The following is a 19,420-nucleotide window of genomic DNA, read 5'->3' on the forward strand; positions in this document are numbered from 1 at the left end:
TGTAAATTTCTTCAAAGGCAATAATTAATTTTCTTAATATATAGTATTTCCCTCAATAATTTCAGGAATCATCTTCCCGGGATTTAAAATACCTTTAGGATCAAAAGTATTTTTTATCCCACGCATCAGACTAAAATGAATTTCTGAATATTTCAAAGGCATATATTCCCGCTGCACAAGACCGATTCCATGTTCACCTGATAAGGTTCCGCCAAGCTTTACGGTCAGCTCAAATATCTCCCTTATCCCTTCCTTTAGTTTTGTTCTCCAATCTTCATCACTCATGTTTCCTTTTATGATGTTTACATGAAGATTTCCGTCTCCTGCATGGCCATAACAAACGGATTCAAAACCATAGCTCTTACCAATTTCCTTTATGCCATGAATCAAGGCCGGTAACTCAGCTCTTGGAACTACCGTATCTTCTTCCTTATAAATTGAGTTTGATTTAACTGACACAGCCATGGTGCGGCGCATTCGCCATATATCCTCTTTCTGAGCTGAGGAATCAGCGAAAAGAACATCAGTGCAGCCGCTTTCCTCTAACACTCCGTTTATCAATTCAGCTTCAGCGAATAAAGTATCCATGTTGGTCCCGTCTACCTCAACCATTAGAAAGGCCTCAACACCATCTTTTAAATCGAACCGTATATGGTCAAATCGAATAACCCATTCAACTCCTTTCCTTTCCATAAATTCAAGAGCTGAAGGTGTAATGCCGGCTCTGAAAATCGCTGAGACAGCCGCACACGCTTGCTCATTACTAGGAAATGAGGCAAGCATCAATACATTATGTGCAGGTCTTGAAATTAGCTTTACAACTATCTTCGTGATGATACCCAGGGTACCTTCCGAACCGATCATCAATTGCGTAAGATTATAGCCTGATGCATATTTAAGAGTGTTAGCACCGGTCCAGATGATATCCCCTGACGGAAGAACCACTTCGAGGTTTAATACATACTCCCTTATGGTCCCATACTTAACCACTCTCGGGCCACCACTTCCATGGGCTATATTTCCGCCCATGAAACAGGTTCCTTTACTGGAAGGATCAACTGGATAAAGCAAACCTTTTTCTCTGACCGCGTCCATAAACTCTTCAGTTATGACCCCCGGTTCTACTGTAGCCTGAAGGTTGCGTTCATCAATTTGGATAATATTAGTAAAACGCTCCATTGAAACTAGGAGTCCACCCTTAACAGGTAGTGCTGCACCACTTAAACCAGTTCCACCTCCCCTCGGCGTTACTGGAATGAAAAACTCATTGCACAATTTTAGTAAGGCAGAAATCTGTCCCGGAGTCTCCGGTTTAACCGCTACCTCCGGATAATAACGAAGATCTTCGGTTTCATCGTGAGCATATTTTTCAAGTTCCGAACGATCGGTCAGCATATTATCAGCACCAACAATTTGTTCAATTTGATCGGCAATATCTGCGGTTATAAGTTGAAAGGGCATTATCTGTTAAAAATTAATTCAATTAAAGAGTTTTCTACCTGACCCGCGAGCGGTGGATGCATTTTGCGGATTGCAACCCGGATAACTTTTACCGCAAGAAACTCGTGTCTTATCTTCTCAAGTATACCATGTGCTACTGTCTCAATAAGCTTACGAGGTATATCCATCTCCGCTTTAGCAATATTGAACAAGCGTTCATAATTAACCGTGTTATTTATGTTATCGTCGCCATGTCCATAGACCTCCAATTCAGTATCAATATCTACAATGAACTCACAGCCTACAATCTGTTCGTCCGGGTAAAATCCATGATAGGCAAAAAACCGAATTCCTTGCAAAGCTATTTTCTGCCGTATAATTCCCATACAGGCAAAAATATAATATTGATTGACATAAGGGACTCTATTTATATGATTTTGATACCCGGGAAAAGAGTCTGTGGGCGTAAATACTTATTCAGCTAATTTACTAATTTTGAAAAGTACTTTAAAGTCGTGGGTGTTAAGAGTAACATCCAAGTGATTGATTTAACCGAAAGATCGAAAAAACCATTCCTAGCCATTATTTATCTAAACCAACAATTTATGCATACCCTAACACCTGAACACGAAATCCGCCGCTCATTAAAAAAGGATTTGTATGAAGCCCCGGATTATTACCAGATTGATGAGTTGTTAACCGATGAACACAAGCTTGTTCGGGATAGTGTGCGTGATTGGGTTAAGAAAGAAGTGAGTCCAATTATCGAAGACTTCGCCCAGCAGGCAAAATTCCCGAAACACCTTATAAAAGGCCTGGCAGAAATAGGAGCCTTCGGCCCTACTATACCAACGGAATACGGAGGTGCGGGCCTTGACTATATATCTTACGGTTTAATCATGCAGGAAGTCGAGCGTGGAGATTCTGGCATCCGTTCCACTGCCTCGGTGCAAGGCTCTTTGGTGATGTATCCAATATTCGCATATGGATCTGAAGAACAGAAGCGTAAATACCTCCCCAAGCTTGCCTCAGGCGAATATATGGGATGCTTTGGTTTAACCGAACCAAACCACGGCTCAGATCCTTCCAGCATGGAAACCAATATAAAAGATAAGGGGGACCATTACTTGCTGAACGGTGCCAAGCTGTGGATATCCAACTCCCCTTTTGCGGACATCGCGGTAGTATGGGCGAAGGATGACCAGGGAGATATCAGGGGAATTGTCGTTGAACGCGGCATGGAAGGTTTCTCGACGCCGGAAACACATAATAAATGGAGTTTACGAGCTTCGGCAACAGGTGAGTTGGTCTTCGATAACGTTAAGGTTCCAAAAGATAATCTGTTCCCCACTATTAAAGGCCTTAAAGGTCCCCTGGGATGCTTAAACCAGGCCCGCTACGGCATTGCATGGGGCGCATTAGGTGCGGCTATGGATTGCTACGATACGGCTCTGCGTTATTCTAAGGAAAGAATGCAATTTGATCGTCCTATCGGCGGATTTCAATTACAACAAAAGAAGCTTGCGGAGATGATTACTGAAATAACCAAGGCGCAGCTGCTTGTATGGCGATTAGGTGTCCTTAAAAATGAGAACCGTGCAACCCCTGCGCAGATCTCAATGGCTAAACGGAATAGTGTGGAGACGGCATTAAATATAGCTCGCGACGCCCGCCAAATGTTAGGCGGCATGGGCATAACAGGCGAGTTCCCGATCATGAGGCATATGATGAATCTGGAATCAGTTGTAACTTATGAGGGAACCCATGACATCCATTTGTTAATCACAGGAATGGATGTAACCGGACTAAATGCCTTTAAATAATTTAAAAGAAACCTTTACTAAAAGAGACACCCTTAGCGTGTCTCTTTTAGGTTAATAGGTTATGCTGAAACAGCCTTTAATCCAATTAAAGAAGAAATCAGGGTTGTCAGAAAAAATAATCTCCAGAAAGTAGCCGGTTCTTTAAAGATGAAAATCCCAATTAGCACGGTCCCTACAGCGCCAATACCTGTCCAAACAGCATAGGCGGTCCCGATAGGCAACGTCTGTGTTGCTTTATAGAGCAGGAACATGCTGATCGTAAGACATACAAAGAACCCACCCATCCAATAGGTGGCTGTCATCCCGCTAGTCTCCTTTGCTTTCCCCAGGCAAGAAGCAAAACCCACTTCAAATAAACCTGCAATTATTAATATGATCCAATTCATTAGATAGACGACAAAACAGAAAAATGAAAATTAAAACCTGCCCGAAGAATAAGAGAATGATCTTTCACTTATATCGATTGCCAAAAGACGGCAATTAATACAATAATCGCTACAAACATCAGCACAATTCCCACTAAATCCTGACGTCTTTTCCGAACGACCTTCTCGCGGTTTTCATTCAGGTAATATCGACCATCATGAATTGCTACTAACACCCCATTCCTGACCATATTATTAAACAGGCGTCCTTTCGCGACTCCGTGCTCCAATGGAAAAATCGCATTGAAAGACGTTAAGGCATCAGCCTTCCGGAATATATTAATCATTTTTTCCTGCCTTGTCATTACATCCGAACGCCTGGTTATTGAAAATCGTATTATCAGTTGAAGCTATCTAATTTACTTCAAAAATGCATTTTTATATCTCAATACCGTTTTATTATTCGGTTAATGTTAATAGTTTTGCCGCTGCATCCACCGTCTATGACCTTTAAAAATTTTTCTCTGTTACTCCTCTTTCTCCTTATTTCCGATCAAACTTTTAGTCAGAGCAGTGCGACCCTCAAAAAAAGAAAAGAAACTTTAAACCGGGAAATTGAAAACCTTAAACGAAGCAGAAGTAAGGTTGATAAAAATAAAAAGCTTTCCTTACAACAGATTCAATTAATTAATGCTCAGATAAACCTCAGGGAAGAGAAAATTAACACCATAAATTCTGAGGTGAAGATTCTTGAAAGCAAGATACAGGACAATACGAGCGAAGTGCGCAGCCTTCAAGGCCAGCTAGGCAAGCTAAAGGCTGACTATGCCAAGATGCTGCAGTTTGCGCAAATGAACAAGAACTCGTACAATAAACTCATGTTTATTTTTGCTGCCCAAAACTTCAACCAGGCTTACATGCGATTGAAATATCTTCAGCAATTCACATCATACAGAAAACGTCAGGCGGGATATATTCAGAATACACAAAGCAACCTAAAGGTTCAGATAAACAAACTCGATAGAAATAAGAAAGAAAAAACTATTCTACTTCACGATCAGGAGGCCGAAAAACAAGATCTCGGAAAGGACAAGGAAAACAAGTCTGAGGAACTAAATAAATTAAGCAAACAGGAAAAAGAGCTAAAACTTCAGCTCTCTAAAAAGCAGAGGCAAGCAAATGCTTTAAACAGTGCTATTAAAGCCGCTATCCGGAAAGAGATTCTGGCTGCACAGCGTCGCGCCGCAGAAGCAGCCCGTGTTGCTGCTGCAAAGGCAAAAGCAGCAAGTGTTAAAGCTCCCGTTGCCAAGCCTGAGGCCAAAGGCACGTCCATCCTCGCATCAAGTCCTGCTGATGCAAAGCTTTCAAGCAGCTTTGCCGGAAACAGAGGACGCTTTCCAAAGCCGGTGAGTGGCGTTGTAGTAGAAAGTTTTGGATCACATAAGTATGGGAATGTAACGGTTTACAACCCTGGAATCAACATTAAAGCCACGCCGGGTGCAGCGGTGCATGCAGTTTTCGATGGGGAAGTTTCAAACGTAGTATTTATTATAAATACCTATACCGTCATCTTAAGACATGGGGAATATTTTTCTATCTATTCGAAACTAAAAAGCGCCAGTGTTTCTAAGGGCCAGAAAGTTACTACCAGGCAAGCTATCGGAATTGTAGCCACAGAGGGTTCAGAAGGTACAACCGAGCTTCAGTTTCAGATATGGAAAGGCGGAACTCCCGTTAATCCATCGAGCTGGGTTGGCGGTTGATGGAAGAAGACACTTTCTTTTCTGATGATGATAAGAAATTCTCATATCTTTTCAATCTAATCGCTGAAAGTTTAGTCCTTAACGACTATGCCCAACTGATTTAAAAGCATAGTTGCATTAAAGGTTTTGCACTCTCCTACCTTTAATTTATAATCGAATTGCATCTCCTGGTCCTGCACCCATATATCGAAGTAGAAGTTGCGGACGTACTCTGGATAGTCTTTCTCCAGGTGCGCTATCTGCAGATCATGAGTAGCCACAATCCCAACGGCTTTTTCGGCAATCAATTTCTCGATTACCGCTTTAGAACCTTTGTATTTATCTATTGAATTGGTTCCCCTCAGCATCTCATCAATTAAGAAAAACACCTTACCTTCCTTGCTCAGAACTTGCAGTAAGAGCGCTAAGCGATCTAATTCTGCCTTAAAAGTTGATGTGTTTTCATTCAAAGAATCACGTATGCGCATGTAGCTGAATACCGTCATAGGCGTTACCTGCATGGCGGCAGCACAAACAGGTGCACCACATAAAGCCAGCACGGTATTTATTCCCAATGTTCTCAAAAACGTTGATTTACCAGCCATATTTGATCCGGTAATTATATCGATCTTCAGTTCATTAAGTAAAGAGTAATCATTTAAAACCCTGACTTTAACCGGGATAAGCGGATGCCCGACAGCGGAGGCGGTTAAGGTATAAAATTCATCAGCAGTAATTTCCGGAAAGTGATACTCATCATGATTGATCTTTAAACTTGCCAGACTGTACAGTGCTTCAAAATCCGCAATCACCTCGAAAGAAGCCGCGATATTTTGACTGTTATTCCGTTTCCATTCTTCGATTGCCAAAAACTGGCGAATATTCCATAGCATTGAAACTTTAACGACGAAGCCAACTAAAGGCACTGAACCTAAATTCATCCGGTTAGTTAAAACAAACAAACGTTTAACCTGGCTCGAGATGCCTTTACCTTCAGCTCCCCGTAATCGTTCGGCATACAGTTGACACAAGCCTGATGTCCAGGTCTCTTTCTCGATCAGCTGAAATGAATCCGAATATCCAGAAAGGGTGACTCCGGCTTTTGAAATCAACAATTCCGTTCTTTCAGTGACCGGCGAGGTCATTTGAATAATGAAAAGATTGACAATCGCCAGTACAATCACTGCGAGCCAAAGCACCGGAACAAATATTGAAACCACAACTAATGGAATAAAGATCCAGCCAATGATCCTCACATAGATGGTTAAACCATTTGATATCGTCTGCGGCTCTAAGTCAAGGTATTGGAGCAGGCTCCCGATGTGATCTACACCCGGCTTGTTTGCAAATAACAACCGGGCTTGAAATTCCAGTTTCCAGGCAGACTTTCCAGCAAGTTCTGAAACTGCTTCCTGTCTTTTTTTAATTGCCGGACCCTCTGAAGGGTGTAGTAGCCAATCCGCCAGCTTAGCATTTCCAATTATGGTAGCACAGCGATTTATTAACTGAAATAAAGAACCTGTACCGAATATGTCAAGATCGGATGTATAAACATGGCCATCATTCTGCCATTTAGAACCATTGGAATAGATGTTATTATAAGTATGGATGCTTTGGATTTCATTTTCATTGACGGTCCTTAGGTCTTTATGAAACTGCATATTTTTCTCAAACCGGCTCTGTTTGCTGACAAGCCAGGCGAAAAAAATAACCACTGCAAAAAAAACGAGTTCAGTAACCCAGATCAACTCAAATTTGAGAGATTGGTAGATCAGAATAAAGCCTAATGCTATCACACAAAGGCGTAAAAAAGAATAAATGTTGATTAATTTATCCGCCTTTTTTATCTCCAGCTCAGCGACCGCTATGTTATCCTGGTAACTTTTGATAATTTTTTGAATCATTTCTTTAGGGGTGTATATTACCTGATCAGTCCGAATAGACCGACCGAACCCTCTCACGAAGATTGTATCCCGAAGACATTACTTCTCCATATGCCCCAGCCGTTCGTATGGCCACCAGGTCTCCTCGTCTGGTTAAAGGCAGATCAACTTCTTTTCCAAAACAATCGGTGCTTTCGCAAATTGGACCTACCACATCATATTTTAACGTCAGGCGCTTATCTTTGAGAACTTCGGATTGCGTAAGTTGCTGGTGGTCTGTGCTTAGATTTTCAATGTGGTGATACGCCTGATATAAAGCCGGGCGCATCAGCTCGGTCATACCCGCATCCAGAATAACGAAGTTTTTCTTTAGGCCATTTTTCACAAATAACACCCTGCTTATCAGGCTGCCACAACTGGCAACTAAAGCTCTGCCTAGTTCAAAATGAATTTCCTGTCCGGGCTTTCTCTCAAGAAACTTATCAAAGATTTCAAAATACTTTTCAAAATCTACGATCGCACGAACGTCCGGATGATGGTAATCTACACCCAAACCACCCCCGACATTTAAGATCTTTAACATAAATCCCCGCTCAGAAAACCACTCATGTATTTCATTCACCTTTATACAAAGGCTCTTAAATACGTCGAGATTTGTTATTTGAGAACCTACATGAAAATGAATTCCAACAAATTCCAGGCTTTTCGTTTTCTTTAGAACTTCTACACAATTCGGCAGTTCCCACTGATTAATCCCGAATTTATTCTCCTCCAAGCCTGTGGTAATATATTGGTGGGTATAGGCATCTACGTTCGGATTAATCCGAAGGGCGATTCTCGCGAGCTTATTCTTTTTAGCAGCCAGGGAGTTAATTACCTCAAGCTCTTCAACAGATTCCACATTGAAGCAAAATATATTGTTGTCAAGCGACTCATTAATCTCTTTATCCGACTTTCCGACACCTGCAAAAACAACTTTCTCCGGGCTAAAACCAATTTCAATTGCTTTTTTGACTTCATTTCCGCTAACGCAGTCCGCACCAAAACCATTACGATTAATGGCTTTTAAGATCTCCGGGTTGAAATTAGCTTTTAAAGCATAATGAACATGAAAACCATATTTGTCAGCGGCAAGCTTACAGCTGTCGAGCGTTTGGTTAAGTAAAATAAGGTCGTAATAGTAAAAGGGCGTCTCTATATCTTCAAAACGCTTTAAGATATCCTGATCGAACATGTAATTTAAAATAGGCGGCTGTGAAGAGATCTTAATGCCTCCACTTTATCAGCCGTATTAAGCAAAAGAGAAATATTGTAGCTGCTGCCTCCGTAAGAGATCATCCTGATCGGAACATGTTTAAGCGCCTCAAATACTCGTGAAGCATAACCATGGCGATGAGCACCGAAATCCCCGACAACGCAGATGATCGTTTGCTCAGCATCAACCTCAACGGTCCCAAACCCGTTTAATTCGTTAATAATATCCGATAAATGACGGGTGTCATCGATGGTTAACGATACGGCCACTTCAGACGTAGTGATCATATCAATGGGAGTCTTATAGCGTTCGAAAACTTCAAAAATGCGTCTCATAAATCCATAGGCCAGCAACATCCGGCTCGATTGGATCTTAATTGCGGTAATGCCGTCTTTCGCAGCTATCGACTTGATCTTTCCTGGTTCACTATCATGACTGATCAGTGTTCCCTCTGCCTCGGGATCCATAGTATTTAACAACCGTACCGGTATCTTGTATTTCTGAGCCGGAAAAACACTTTGAGGATGTAGTATTTTTGCTCCGAAGTAAGCTAGCTCGGCAGCTTCATCAAATGATAACCTGGCGACAGGTTTAGTGCCTTTAACAATCCTTGGATCATTATTATGCATCCCATTAATATCCGTCCAGATCTGAACTTCTTCTGCTTTGATGGCGGCGCCAATAAGCGATGCAGTATAGTCACTTCCCCCACGCCGAAGATTGTCGATCTCACCAAACGAGTTGCGGCATATGAACCCCTGAGTAATAAATAGCTTAACATCAGGATTTTGATCAAGTAAAGGCTGAAGATTCTTACCGATGTAATCCACATCCGGCTCATTATCTTCATCAATCCTCATAAAGTCTAAAGCCGGCAAGAGCTTCGAACTGATACCAATCTCTGAAAGATAAAAGTGATATAGAGTCGTTGAGATCAATTCCCCCTGCGCCAGAATAACTTTCTCTTCAATAGGAGTAAAAAGCTCATTTGCAAACGATGATATCAGGCCAAAATGATAATCAATCAGGTCCTGCGCGCTCTCTAAACCTTGCGGAGTTGAAAACAATTCTTTGATAAATCGATTATAAGAATCGTGTAATGTATTAACCAGATGGGCAGCCTTTAGCTTATCGCTTTCCAGGAAAGCTTTAGAAATTTCAACCAGGCTGTTTGTAGTTCCCGAAACCGCCGACAGCACCACGATCTGCCTTTGGCCTGGATCGATAATTTTTAAGAGTTCTTTTATTCTGTCAGGACTACCTACTGAGGTGCCCCCGAATTTTAATACGAGCATTTCTAATTGTTAATTTTATTTTGCAGCTAATGATATTTATACTTGTACATAATTACCAACCAATTAAATTTCGTTTAAACTATCTACAAAGCCGCTAAAATTAGTTAAAAGCAGGGAATTTAGGCACAAACAAAATTTTATTTGAATAATACAGCGCTGCAAAGCCAAAAAGAATTTACAGCAACGGACAGAAATCAATTTGAAACCTTAAATTAACATCTTCCCAACCATAACCTTATGAATGAATTAGAACCTTCCGTTTTAGAAAAAGTAAACAGCTGGCTAAACGGCAATTATGACGATACCACAAAGGGGTTGATCCGTGAATTACTTAACGATCGGGCAAATACCGAGTTAACCGATTCTTTTTACCGCGACCTCGAGTTTGGTACAGGCGGGCTGCGGGGTATTATGGGTCCTGGTTCAAACAGAATTAATAAATATACAATTGGCAGTGCCACGCAGGGTTTAAGTAATTACCTGAAAAATAAGTATCCCGGTGAAGAGATAAAAGTGGCAGTCGCTTATGATAGTCGCAACAATTCGAGGCTGTTTGCTCAAATCACTGCTGATGTATTTTCGGCTAACGGTTTCAAAGTATATTTCTTTAAGGAATTGCGTCCTACTCCCCTGCTTTCATTTGCCATCCGGCGGCTAGGATGCCGGAGTGGCGTCATGCTCACCGCATCTCATAACCCAAAAGAGTACAATGGTTATAAGGCTTACGGTGCTGATGGCGGTCAGTTCACTTCTCCTGATGATAAACTCGTGATGGATGAGGTTTCAAAGATCACCAGTATTGATCACGTCAATTTCAATTCGATACCTGAAAATATTGAATCAATTGGCGAAGAAATGGATAAACTATACCTGGATCAGATCGTTGAGTTTTCAGTTTCAACTGAAGCAATTCAAAGGCAGAGAGACTTGAAGATCGTTTTTTCTCCGATCCATGGAACAGGAATTACCCTGGTGCCACAAGCATTGGAAAAATTTGGATTTACAAACATTAACCTCGTCGAAGAGCAGGTTAAACCGGATGGAAATTTCCCCACTGTAATATATCCTAATCCGGAAGAGAAAGAAGCATTAACCCTGGCGCTCGCCAAAGCACGTCAGATTGATGCTGACCTGGTGTTAGCTACCGACCCCGATGCTGACCGTGTCGGCATAGCGATTAAAAACAATGATGGTGAATTCATTTTGTTAAACGGTAATCAAACCGGCAGTTTGCTGATCAACTATATGCTAACCGCATGGGAACAAAAAGGTAAGTTGACCGGCAACGAATACATTGTATCGACAATTGTAACTACAAATCTGATCGATGAAATTGCGAAAGCTAAAAATGTGTTTTGTTATAACACGCTTACCGGTTTTAAATGGATTGCTGCGATCATGACAGCACTTGAGGGCAAAAAAACGTTCATTGCAGGTGGTGAAGAAAGTTACGGATACCTTGTAGGTGATCATGTACGTGATAAAGATGCAGTAGTAGCAAGTGCTTTCATCGCAGAAATGACAGCCTTTTACAAAGATCAGGGAAGCAGCCTCTATAATGCTATGCTGAACATGTATAAGGAGTATGGATTCTACAAAGAGAAACTTGTATCGATTACTAAAACAGGCAAAAGCGGAGCTGAAGAAATTAAAGCAATGATGGAGCGTTTCCGCAATGCGCCTCCTCAAACACTTGGAGGTTCCCAGGTAATTTCACTAAAAGATTATGAGCGGAGATTAGAAACGGATCCTGCCAGCGGTACATCCAAAGAACTTGACTATCCAAAATCAGATGTTCTGCAGTTTATCACTGAAGACGGTAGCATTATTTCAGCACGTCCCTCAGGGACTGAGCCGAAGATAAAATTCTACTGCAGTGTAAAGGCTGATCTGCCTGATGTTTCTCTTTTTGCGGAAGTTGATAAGCAGCTTGATGATAAGGTAAAAACCATTATTGAAGATCTGGCTGTCTAAATAATGTTAGTGAAGATTTGATGCTAAAAGTGATTCCCATCATATTTAAAAGTGTCAAATCTTCTCTATTTAAAAGCGCTCAAGGATTATCTTTGTATGAAGATATGTTACAGAAGCCAATTAGTTTTTTACTGATCCTGTTAACCCTTTCCAGCGGGTTTACCAGGCTCTACTTCTATGCGGGTTACGAGCTTAATAAAAATTATATTGCTACCACACTTTGCGAAAATATTGCAAAACCTCAATTGCAGTGTAATGGTAAATGCTATCTGAAAAAAAAGATTAAACAAGCTGAAAAATCAGAGCAGAAATCAGAACAATCAAACTCAAAACGTTTCTTTTCCGATCAGTTTCTCATAACTGATTTGAGTTTCAAGTCATTCTTCCGGCAAACAGCACTTTATTTTCCTGTTAATAAGCAATGGAATGTTTCAGTGAATTCTAACGCAATTTTTCACCCTCCACAGGCCTGATTATTTCTTCTTTTTGCCATTTACTTAAGGAGCCACCTCTATGTGATCCGCACTTAATGGTCAAACGCCTTTTATTTTTTAAAACGCCTTGAACTGGGCGAGCCTATACATTTCGTGCTCCCTTGTTCAAAGTTTGCTCGTACACTTATTTCGAAGAAATAATGAACAAAAAACTATTTGTATTATTGTTACTGGTTGCCGTAACTTTCAGAATACAGGCGCAAACCACTTCCCTAATTAGAGGGAAGGTCTTTGACGCCGAAACTAAAGAACCCTTAAAGGGAGTTACTATTATTGAACTCGCTTCATCGAATAAAACAAGCACTGCAGAAAACGGAGTATTTTCCCTGCACAGCAGCTTACCGACCCCTCAATTGCTGGTTTCCTTTGTAGGATTTGAATCTCAAACGATCAGAGTAACCAATAATCAGCCATTTACTATAGCCCTTCAACAGAAAGCGGAAGGTTTGGAAACCGTGGTAATTACTGCTAACCGCGAAGCCGGTCTTCGAACCGAAGCTCCGGTTGCCATCAGTAAAATAACTGCAGGCCAGATAACCGATACGAAAGCTAACCTTTTGGTTGAATTGATTAATAAAGTTCCCGGGGTGGTGATGCTGAATTATAATAATGAGCAACATGGCATGGGAATCCGGCAACCTTTTGGTACCTCGGCTTATTTCTTATATCTGGAAGATGGCATTCCGATGCGACCACTAGGCATATTTAATCATAATGCGCTGATCGAAACCAATATTTTCGCCCTCAGTAATGTGGAAGTTATAAAAGGTCCGGCCTCATCTTTATACGGTGCTGATGCTGTTGGCGGGACTATGAATTTCATCACCCAGAAACCTACTGCTGTACCTACAGCCAGGGTGGGTGTACAAACAGACAACTATGGATATCGAAGAGTTCAGTGGGGCGCAGGCGCTTACCTGAATAAAAAGGTTGGAGTCTTTATTGGCGGATTCGTCGCCGGGCAGAATGACAGCTGGCAAACCCGGAGTGATTACAATAAGTTTTCGTTAAATGTCCGAACCGACTATCATCTGTCTCCAAAAACCGACCTTACAGGAAGTCTGTCCGTTAACAATTACTTTTCGCAGACCGGTGGGAGTGTCGATAGCCTGGCTTATTACCAGCGTAAATATTCAAGTAATAATGATTTCACTTACCGAAAAGTTGATGCAGCAAGAGCCAGTGCTAAACTTACCCACAACTGGAACCCGGGTGCGCGCTCAGAGATCACGACATATTATAGAAATAATTCTGTTGGACAAAATCCTTCCTACTCCATCCGGTGGATTCAGGGCACAACCAGGGCCTCAGGAGAGATCAATGAAAACAGTTTCAACAGCCTTGGACTAATTGCCCAGCATAGTCAGCATTTTAATTGGTTTAACTCAAACTTATTACTTGGAGCTTCAGCGGATCGGTCGCCTAATACAAATCATGCATATAAAACAGAACTCGAAGCTAATTTGAGAGCCGACAACAAATCTGTAGAAAAATTCACCATTATTCGCGAGCTGCCTGATGATCTTTTGACTAGCTATCAGGCAAACATTTTTAACTCGGCTTTATATGGCCAGTTTGATTTTCACCCGGCTCATTTTCTAAAAGCGTCGGTGGCAGGTCGCTATGATCGTATGTTTTTTAACTATGACAACTATCTCGACAGAACTTCAGGAAGCAAATCCTATGGTCAGTTCACACCTAAAGTTGGACTTACCGCTGATTTAGGTAATGACATAGGCTTTTACGCCAATTTAAGTAAGGGTTTCTCTCCTCCGGGCCTTTCGGCTATCTTCCGTAAAAAAACAATCATTAACCCAGGTGATGAACCTTTTTATTACAACCTTAAGCCCGCCCTATTTACCAATATGGAGATGGGTGGCTGGGCAGCATTTCTGAACAACAAAATTTATGTTGACTGGGCAATCTATAAAATGAATGGAAGAAATGAGTTGCTCAACATCCGTCAGCCGGATGGTTCCCTGGATTACCAGAGCGCTGGAAAAACGCTCCATAAAGGGATCGAGTATTCTATAGCATATAAACCAAATAGTCAATGGTCTTTTAGATTTGGTGGCTCTAATGCTATTCATCGTTTTGTTGAATTCACGTTAAGCGCTCGCCAGGCCGACGCTGTTAAAAACGTTAATGGTCTTGATATGCCACAGGCACCAAAATGGGTTGCCAATACCGAATTAGTTTACAAACCCGCTTATGTAACAGGCTTGCGTGTTGGTCTTGAGTGGCAGGCCATTAGCTCCTGGTACCAAAACCAAATCAATACAATTAAATATAATGACAAGGGTGCTTTTGGATTTAAAGGTGTTAGTGTGATCAACCTGCGAACCGGCTACCAATTCAAAGCTCTGGAAGTATTTGTCAATATACTTAATGCAAGCAACGAACTGTATGCTTCTTCGGCAACCCGGGGCAACAATACAACCGATCGTAGTACCTATACCCCCTCCGCACCACGCACTTTTACCACCGGCATTCAATATAATTTTACCGGAAAAAACTAGCTATCCCATGAAAATATCAAACATATTTATTCTCTCCGTTACTATAATTCTTATTAGCGCTTCCTGTAAACAGAAAGTCCAAGATTCCATTGTAGTTAAGTCAATTAAGACTACCAGTAAAGAAGCAACAAGTGTCTATTTAACAAATGACAACCAAGGTAATGCGGTACTGTGCTGGACGGAACGAAGCGCTAAAGACTCCCTCTACAGATTAATATACGCGATCTACGATCCATCAACCCATAACTTTGGAAAATCCACCATAGTGATCGGTTCAGCCGGAACAAAAGCCTCTCCGGAAAGTATGAACAAGATCGCTTTCAAATCCGACGGAACAGTCATAGCTGTCTATACACGTAAATTTGAAAACCAAAAGAATCCGTTTGCCGGGGCTATCCTATACAGCTCATCAATTGACGAGGGTAGAAGCTGGTCAAAGGAACAATATCTGCATTCTGACACGGCCCATACTTACGGGCGCAGTTATTTTGACCTTGCGCGTATGAACAATGGTGAGATTGGCGCGATATGGCTTGATGGTCGTTATGGAAAGGCAAATCCCGGCTCAGCGCTATTCTTTGCAAGTACATCGACAAATAAAGGTTTTGCGAATGAAAAGCGTATAGACACCAGTACCTGTGAATGCTGCCGCACAGAGCTCCTGGCTGCTAAAGATGGCAAACTGCACATTGCTTACCGACGTATCATGTTTCCGGTTAAAATGCTTGGCAAACAAGTACGTGATATGGCTTACACCGTCTCGGAGGATAACGGTCAGTCTTTTCAAAAAATCAAAACCATTAGTCATGATAATTGGGCTATTGATGGTTGTCCGCATACAGGTCCTTCGCTTGCCGGGAACGGGAATGATATTTACGCACTTTGGTTTACAGCAGGAAACTCATCAGGTGTATATTCTACTAAGAACAAAGGTGCAGGAACGGACTTCGATCCACGGGAACTTCAAAGCAAATCAGCCCGCCATCCGCAATTGATTAGCATCGACGACAAAAGGATTGCTATGGTCTGGGAAGAGGATTTGAAACCTGAATCAGCTTCCACTCCGAATAATCATCAGCATAACATGACGATGAAGCACCAAAAAGCGTCATCTGCTAAAATTTCTTTGAAAATACTGAAAGATGGAAAAGAGCAAAAGAATCTCGATCTTACTACTGGCGATCAGGTAGATAATCATGCGGTTCTTACCAAGATAGACAAGGGTGTGTTAGTTGCCTGGGTTAGTGAAGATAAAAGCGTTTCAGCGATTCATTATGCTTTAGTTAAAACGGATGAGTAGACACATCCTGCTAATACAGCTTCTTTTTAAGGCAATCGCGATATAATTGATAAATTTGCCGCCATGAAATTAATCCTTCCCCTACTCCTTGCTTTAATAATCCTTCAATCGTGTAATACAAGTGAACCCAAAAAATTACCTATCCTTGGGGAACGTGAACCTGTCGAAAGCGTGGTAGATGGAAAAACGGTAGTCGACACAATCTATCATACCGTTGCCCCTTTCAGCTATTTAAACCAGGACAGCGTCCCGGTAACAGATAAAGATTTCGCCGGTAAAATTTATGTCGCCGATTTCTTCTTCACGAGCTGCAACACTATATGCCCCATCATGCACCGCAATATGTTGAACGTGTATGAGAAGTTTAAAGGAAATTCGGAGGTGAAGATCCTCTCGCATTCTATTGATGCCAAATATGATGTTCCCTCCCGCTTGAAAAAATATGCCGGCAAGCTCGGCATTGAAGGCAACCAATGGGAATTTATAACCGGTTCCAGCGATTCCATCTATAATGTTTCCGCAAAAAACTACTTGGTAGCCGCTTACGAAGATAAAAGTGACCCCCAGGGATTTGTTCACCAGGGCTGGTTCATATTGGTTGATCAAAACAAACATCTTCGCGGCGCTTACGACGGCACTAAAACCGACCAGGTAGAGCAATTGATAAAGGATATTCAGGTCTTGCTGGATGAAAAAGCCGCCAATGCGAAATAAAGCCCTCTATTTTTCCTTTATCATTATCTGCCTCTGTATTATTTTCCAGGCCTGCCAGAGCGAAGATGAAATAACTTATGCACGCTACTATGTTAACGGTAAGGGCCTCTATGAAAAACATTGCCAGAACTGCCATGCATCTGACGGTTCGGGTCTAAGAAATCTCTATCCGCCGCTTACAGATACCGCATATATCAAAAGTAATCAGGAAATACTGGCTTGCATCGTTAAATACGGTATGAATGATACTATAACAGTGAATGGACAGATCTACGACAGTAAAATGCCTTCGAATACAGAATTAACTGATATAGATATCACTCAAATCCTGGTTTATATTGGTAATTCATTCGGTAACAAAGTCGGCATCTTTGAGTTAAATCAAGTGAGCGCAGATTTGAAAGAATGCCAGTAATAATGATGAATTACGAATTTTAAACAACCATCTCAAATCTCATATCTAAAGTCTAAACTCTCAAGTTTCGCACCAAATCCTTATCTTTGCGGCAAGCAAGCCGTTCTATCGCTGTTCATCTTAAATGAAGAGAGGAAAGTCCGGGCAACATAGAGCATCCTGCTTCCTAACGGGAAGGCTTCGCGCCACGCGGAGACGGAAAGTGCCACAGAAAATAAACTACCCTGTGCAAACCGGGAAAAGGTGAAAACGTGAGGTAAGAGCTCACGGTTTCCGATGGTAACATCGGAGGCGGTAAACCCCAGGAGTTGAAAGACCAAATAGGCTAACGCATGTAGGGCTGCTCGTCCGATGTTAGCGGGTAGGTCGTTTGATCCCGACAGCGATGTCGGGACTGGATAAATGATAGAAATCCCGATTTATCGGGATACAGAACCCGGCTTACAGGCTTGCCTTTTTATTGAATTGCTCTACTCGATTCCGGATACAGATACAAAAACAATCATTATATTCGCAAAAATATATTTCCCTAATCCTTACTGGAAATAACAGGAGCACACTTTATATGGCAAAAATTTTAATTATCGATGATGAGCGCGCTATCCGGAACACTTTACGTGAAATTCTGGAATACGAAGAATATCAGGTTGACGATATTGACAATGGTATCGATGGGTTAGGACTTATCCGAAAGAATAAGTACGACCTCGTTCTATGTGATATCAAGATGAATAAAATGGATGGCATGGAAGTGCTTACTGAAGGCCTTAACATTCATCCAGATCTGCCGTTTATCATGATATCAGGTCACGGTACTGTTGAGACTGCCGTTGAAGCCAGTAAAAAAGGAGCTTTTGACTTCATTTCTAAACCACCGGATTTAAACCGTTTATTGATCACTGTACGTAACGCCCTCGAACGCGGAAACTTAGTTACAGAGACCAAGGTATTAAAACGTAAAGTCAGTAAAACACGCGATATGCTTGGTCAGTCGGCTGCCATATCACGCATCAAGGATACTATCGAACGTGTTGCCCCTACCGATGCCCGTGTACTGATCACGGGTGCCAACGGTAGCGGTAAAGAATTGGTTGCTCGTTGGCTGCACGAAAAATCTAACCGTTCGAATTCTCCTCTAATTGAGGTTAACTGCGCGGCTATCCCTTCTGAGCTAATTGAAAGTGAACTGTTTGGTCATGAGAAAGGATCTTTTACATCCGCTATTAAACAACGGATCGGAAAATTCGAACAAGCAAGTGGTGGTACTCTTTTTCTGGACGAGATTGGTGATATGAGCCTTTCGGCACAAGCCAAAGTTCTGCGTGCCTTACAGGAAAATAAAGTGACCCGTGTTGGTGGCGAGAAAGAAATTGAAGTAGATGTACGGGTAATTGCCGCAACCAATAAGGATCTTCAAAAAGAGATTGAGGCTGGTACTTTCCGTATGGACTTATACCATCGTCTGAGTGTTATCTTAATTCACGTACCTCATTTAACAGAGCGTAAAGATGATATACCTTTGATCGCAGAAAGCTTCTGTTCAGAAATATGCAACGATTACGGTATGCCCGTCAAGAAGATCAGCCCTGATGCTATGGAAGCTTTAAAAGCAATGCCATGGACAGGAAACATACGTGAACTAAGGAATATGGTTGAACGTCTGATTATCCTTAGCGACAAAGTGATCACTGATAAGGATGTCAGAAACTTTGCCAATCCATCAGCGGCGCCAACAACAACAACAACCCAATTGAATGGCACTGCCAGCACATCTCACACTAATTTTGATCAGTTCACCAACTTCCAGGAATATAAGGATGCCGCAGAACGCGAATACATCAAATACAAACTAGAAAAAAATAACTGGAACGTATCAAAAACAGCCGATGACATCGATATTCAGAGAAGTCATCTATATAGTAAAATAGAAAAATACAGTTTGAAAAGAAGCGAATAAGCCGCAGGTCGATCTGGTCATATTGAAAGCCGTTACGAGGAAACTCGTGACGGCTTTTTTATACGTTAAATTTCAGAATTCGTCCATTTTGACCAATATCTGGAAGGTAGCTTACCATGTGCTCACTATGTGCTTACTATGTGCTTACTATGTCATGACTATATCCGCGACATAATAAGGACATTGTTATTATATAGCGAGCTAATAGTTAAGGTGGGAGCAGGTTAAATAAAGTTTTGATGAT

Annotated in this window: 15 protein-coding genes and 1 other RNA gene; 9 read left to right on the forward strand and 7 right to left on the reverse strand. The window is 41.6% G+C overall.

Going from position 1 to position 19,420, the window contains the following annotated elements; all coding sequences use genetic code 11:
• Window positions 1–33: 33 nt before the first annotated feature.
• Both AC1MCB_RS06865 and folB read right to left on the reverse strand, forming a co-directional pair.
• Window positions 34–1,461 carry an FAD-binding oxidoreductase gene (locus tag AC1MCB_RS06865; RefSeq protein WP_479967999.1) on the reverse strand — a complete coding sequence of 476 codons (1,428 nt, stop codon included), beginning with the start codon at window positions 1,459–1,461 and terminating at the stop codon, window positions 34–36.
• Complete coding sequence (gene folB / locus AC1MCB_RS06870; protein ID WP_479968000.1) at window positions 1,461–1,826, reverse strand: dihydroneopterin aldolase; 366 nt, start codon at window positions 1,824–1,826, stop codon at window positions 1,461–1,463. Before folB ends, AC1MCB_RS06865 begins: the two co-directional genes overlap by 1 nt.
• 219 nt (window positions 1,827–2,045) lie before the next feature.
• On the opposite strand from folB, the gene AC1MCB_RS06875 reads away from it, so the two are divergent.
• Window positions 2,046–3,263 (forward strand): acyl-CoA dehydrogenase family protein, encoded by a 1,218-nt coding sequence (locus AC1MCB_RS06875; RefSeq protein ID WP_479968001.1) that lies wholly within the window; start codon window positions 2,046–2,048, stop codon window positions 3,261–3,263.
• Window positions 3,264–3,322: 59 nt separating this feature from the next.
• On the opposite strand, the gene AC1MCB_RS06880 is transcribed toward AC1MCB_RS06875, so the two are convergent.
• Both AC1MCB_RS06880 and AC1MCB_RS06885 read right to left on the reverse strand, forming a co-directional pair.
• Window positions 3,323–3,649: a DMT family transporter gene (locus tag AC1MCB_RS06880; RefSeq protein WP_479968002.1), complete on the reverse strand. Its 327-nt coding sequence runs from the start codon at window positions 3,647–3,649 to the stop codon at window positions 3,323–3,325.
• A gap of 68 nt (window positions 3,650–3,717) precedes the next feature.
• Entirely contained in the window at window positions 3,718–3,975 is a 258-nt protein-coding gene (locus tag AC1MCB_RS06885) for a hypothetical protein (RefSeq protein ID WP_479968003.1), read from the reverse strand.
• A 123-nt stretch (window positions 3,976–4,098) separates the two neighbouring features.
• Here AC1MCB_RS06885 and AC1MCB_RS06890 point away from each other — a divergent pair, with 123 nt between their 5' ends.
• Window positions 4,099–5,391, forward strand: coding sequence for a murein hydrolase activator EnvC family protein (locus AC1MCB_RS06890; protein ID WP_479968004.1), 1,293 nt, complete (start codon window positions 4,099–4,101; stop codon window positions 5,389–5,391).
• Window positions 5,392–5,462: 71 nt separating this feature from the next.
• Here the strand turns inward: AC1MCB_RS06890 and AC1MCB_RS06895 are convergent, their stop codons facing one another.
• From AC1MCB_RS06895 to AC1MCB_RS06905, 3 genes are read right to left on the reverse strand one after another with little or no spacing between them, the layout of a single operon-like run.
• Window positions 5,463–7,274, reverse strand: coding sequence for a MutS-related protein (locus AC1MCB_RS06895; RefSeq protein ID WP_479968005.1), 1,812 nt, complete (start codon window positions 7,272–7,274; stop codon window positions 5,463–5,465).
• Window positions 7,275–7,299: 25 nt separating this feature from the next.
• Window positions 7,300–8,487 carry a diaminopimelate decarboxylase gene (lysA, locus tag AC1MCB_RS06900; protein ID WP_479968006.1) on the reverse strand — a complete coding sequence of 396 codons (1,188 nt, stop codon included), beginning with the start codon at window positions 8,485–8,487 and terminating at the stop codon, window positions 7,300–7,302.
• A 5-nt stretch (window positions 8,488–8,492) separates the two neighbouring features.
• The gene (locus AC1MCB_RS06905) at window positions 8,493–9,803 is read right to left on the reverse strand and encodes an aspartate kinase (RefSeq protein ID WP_479968007.1); all 1,311 of its coding nucleotides are present in this window, start codon (window positions 9,801–9,803) and stop codon (window positions 8,493–8,495) included.
• A gap of 237 nt (window positions 9,804–10,040) precedes the next feature.
• On the opposite strand from AC1MCB_RS06905, the gene AC1MCB_RS06910 reads away from it, so the two are divergent.
• The 7 genes from AC1MCB_RS06910 to AC1MCB_RS06940 all read left to right on the forward strand — a co-directional run bounded on the left by AC1MCB_RS06910 (window position 10,041) and on the right by AC1MCB_RS06940 (window position 19,176).
• Complete coding sequence (locus tag AC1MCB_RS06910) at window positions 10,041–11,777, forward strand: phospho-sugar mutase (RefSeq protein WP_479968008.1); 1,737 nt, start codon at window positions 10,041–10,043, stop codon at window positions 11,775–11,777.
• A gap of 634 nt (window positions 11,778–12,411) precedes the next feature.
• Complete coding sequence (locus AC1MCB_RS06915; RefSeq protein ID WP_479968009.1) at window positions 12,412–14,790, forward strand: TonB-dependent receptor; 2,379 nt, start codon at window positions 12,412–12,414, stop codon at window positions 14,788–14,790.
• 7 nt (window positions 14,791–14,797) lie between these two features.
• The gene (locus AC1MCB_RS06920) at window positions 14,798–16,090 is read left to right on the forward strand and encodes a sialidase family protein (protein ID WP_479968010.1); all 1,293 of its coding nucleotides are present in this window, start codon (window positions 14,798–14,800) and stop codon (window positions 16,088–16,090) included.
• Between the two features lie 63 nt (window positions 16,091–16,153).
• Window positions 16,154–16,804: an SCO family protein gene (locus AC1MCB_RS06925; RefSeq protein ID WP_479968011.1), complete on the forward strand. Its 651-nt coding sequence runs from the start codon at window positions 16,154–16,156 to the stop codon at window positions 16,802–16,804.
• Entirely contained in the window at window positions 16,794–17,219 is a 426-nt protein-coding gene (locus AC1MCB_RS06930; protein WP_479968012.1) for a c-type cytochrome, read from the forward strand. The genes AC1MCB_RS06925 and AC1MCB_RS06930 overlap by 11 nt, the downstream gene beginning before the upstream one ends.
• A 92-nt stretch (window positions 17,220–17,311) precedes the next feature.
• Window positions 17,312–17,679, forward strand: an RNA gene (rnpB, locus tag AC1MCB_RS06935) — RNase P RNA component class A.
• A 105-nt stretch (window positions 17,680–17,784) separates the two neighbouring features.
• Entirely contained in the window at window positions 17,785–19,176 is a 1,392-nt protein-coding gene (locus tag AC1MCB_RS06940; protein WP_479968013.1) for a sigma-54-dependent transcriptional regulator, read from the forward strand.
• Window positions 19,177–19,420 lie beyond the last annotated feature (244 nt).

Source organism: Daejeonella sp. AP26 (genome assembly GCF_056680515.1).

What these genes read in the sequence shown, in the direction of transcription:
- AC1MCB_RS06865 (WP_479967999.1), bottom strand. Translation starts at nt 1,461, where the DNA reads ATGCCCTTTCAACTTATAACCGCAGATATTGCCGATCAAATTGAACAA.
- folB (WP_479968000.1), bottom strand. Translation starts at nt 1,826, where the DNA reads ATGGGAATTATACGGCAGAAAATAGCTTTGCAAGGAATTCGGTTTTTT.
- AC1MCB_RS06875 (WP_479968001.1), top strand. Translation starts at nt 2,046, where the DNA reads ATGCATACCCTAACACCTGAACACGAAATCCGCCGCTCATTAAAAAAG.
- AC1MCB_RS06880 (WP_479968002.1), bottom strand. Translation starts at nt 3,649, where the DNA reads ATGAATTGGATCATATTAATAATTGCAGGTTTATTTGAAGTGGGTTTT.
- AC1MCB_RS06885 (WP_479968003.1), bottom strand. Translation starts at nt 3,975, where the DNA reads ATGATTAATATATTCCGGAAGGCTGATGCCTTAACGTCTTTCAATGCG.
- AC1MCB_RS06890 (WP_479968004.1), top strand. Translation starts at nt 4,099, where the DNA reads ATGTTAATAGTTTTGCCGCTGCATCCACCGTCTATGACCTTTAAAAAT.
- AC1MCB_RS06895 (WP_479968005.1), bottom strand. Translation starts at nt 7,274, where the DNA reads ATGATTCAAAAAATTATCAAAAGTTACCAGGATAACATAGCGGTCGCT.
- lysA (WP_479968006.1), bottom strand. Translation starts at nt 8,487, where the DNA reads ATGTTCGATCAGGATATCTTAAAGCGTTTTGAAGATATAGAGACGCCC.
- AC1MCB_RS06905 (WP_479968007.1), bottom strand. Translation starts at nt 9,803, where the DNA reads ATGCTCGTATTAAAATTCGGGGGCACCTCAGTAGGTAGTCCTGACAGA.
- AC1MCB_RS06910 (WP_479968008.1), top strand. Translation starts at nt 10,041, where the DNA reads ATGAATGAATTAGAACCTTCCGTTTTAGAAAAAGTAAACAGCTGGCTA.
- AC1MCB_RS06915 (WP_479968009.1), top strand. Translation starts at nt 12,412, where the DNA reads ATGAACAAAAAACTATTTGTATTATTGTTACTGGTTGCCGTAACTTTC.
- AC1MCB_RS06920 (WP_479968010.1), top strand. Translation starts at nt 14,798, where the DNA reads ATGAAAATATCAAACATATTTATTCTCTCCGTTACTATAATTCTTATT.
- AC1MCB_RS06925 (WP_479968011.1), top strand. Translation starts at nt 16,154, where the DNA reads ATGAAATTAATCCTTCCCCTACTCCTTGCTTTAATAATCCTTCAATCG.
- AC1MCB_RS06930 (WP_479968012.1), top strand. Translation starts at nt 16,794, where the DNA reads ATGCGAAATAAAGCCCTCTATTTTTCCTTTATCATTATCTGCCTCTGT.
- AC1MCB_RS06940 (WP_479968013.1), top strand. Translation starts at nt 17,785, where the DNA reads ATGGCAAAAATTTTAATTATCGATGATGAGCGCGCTATCCGGAACACT.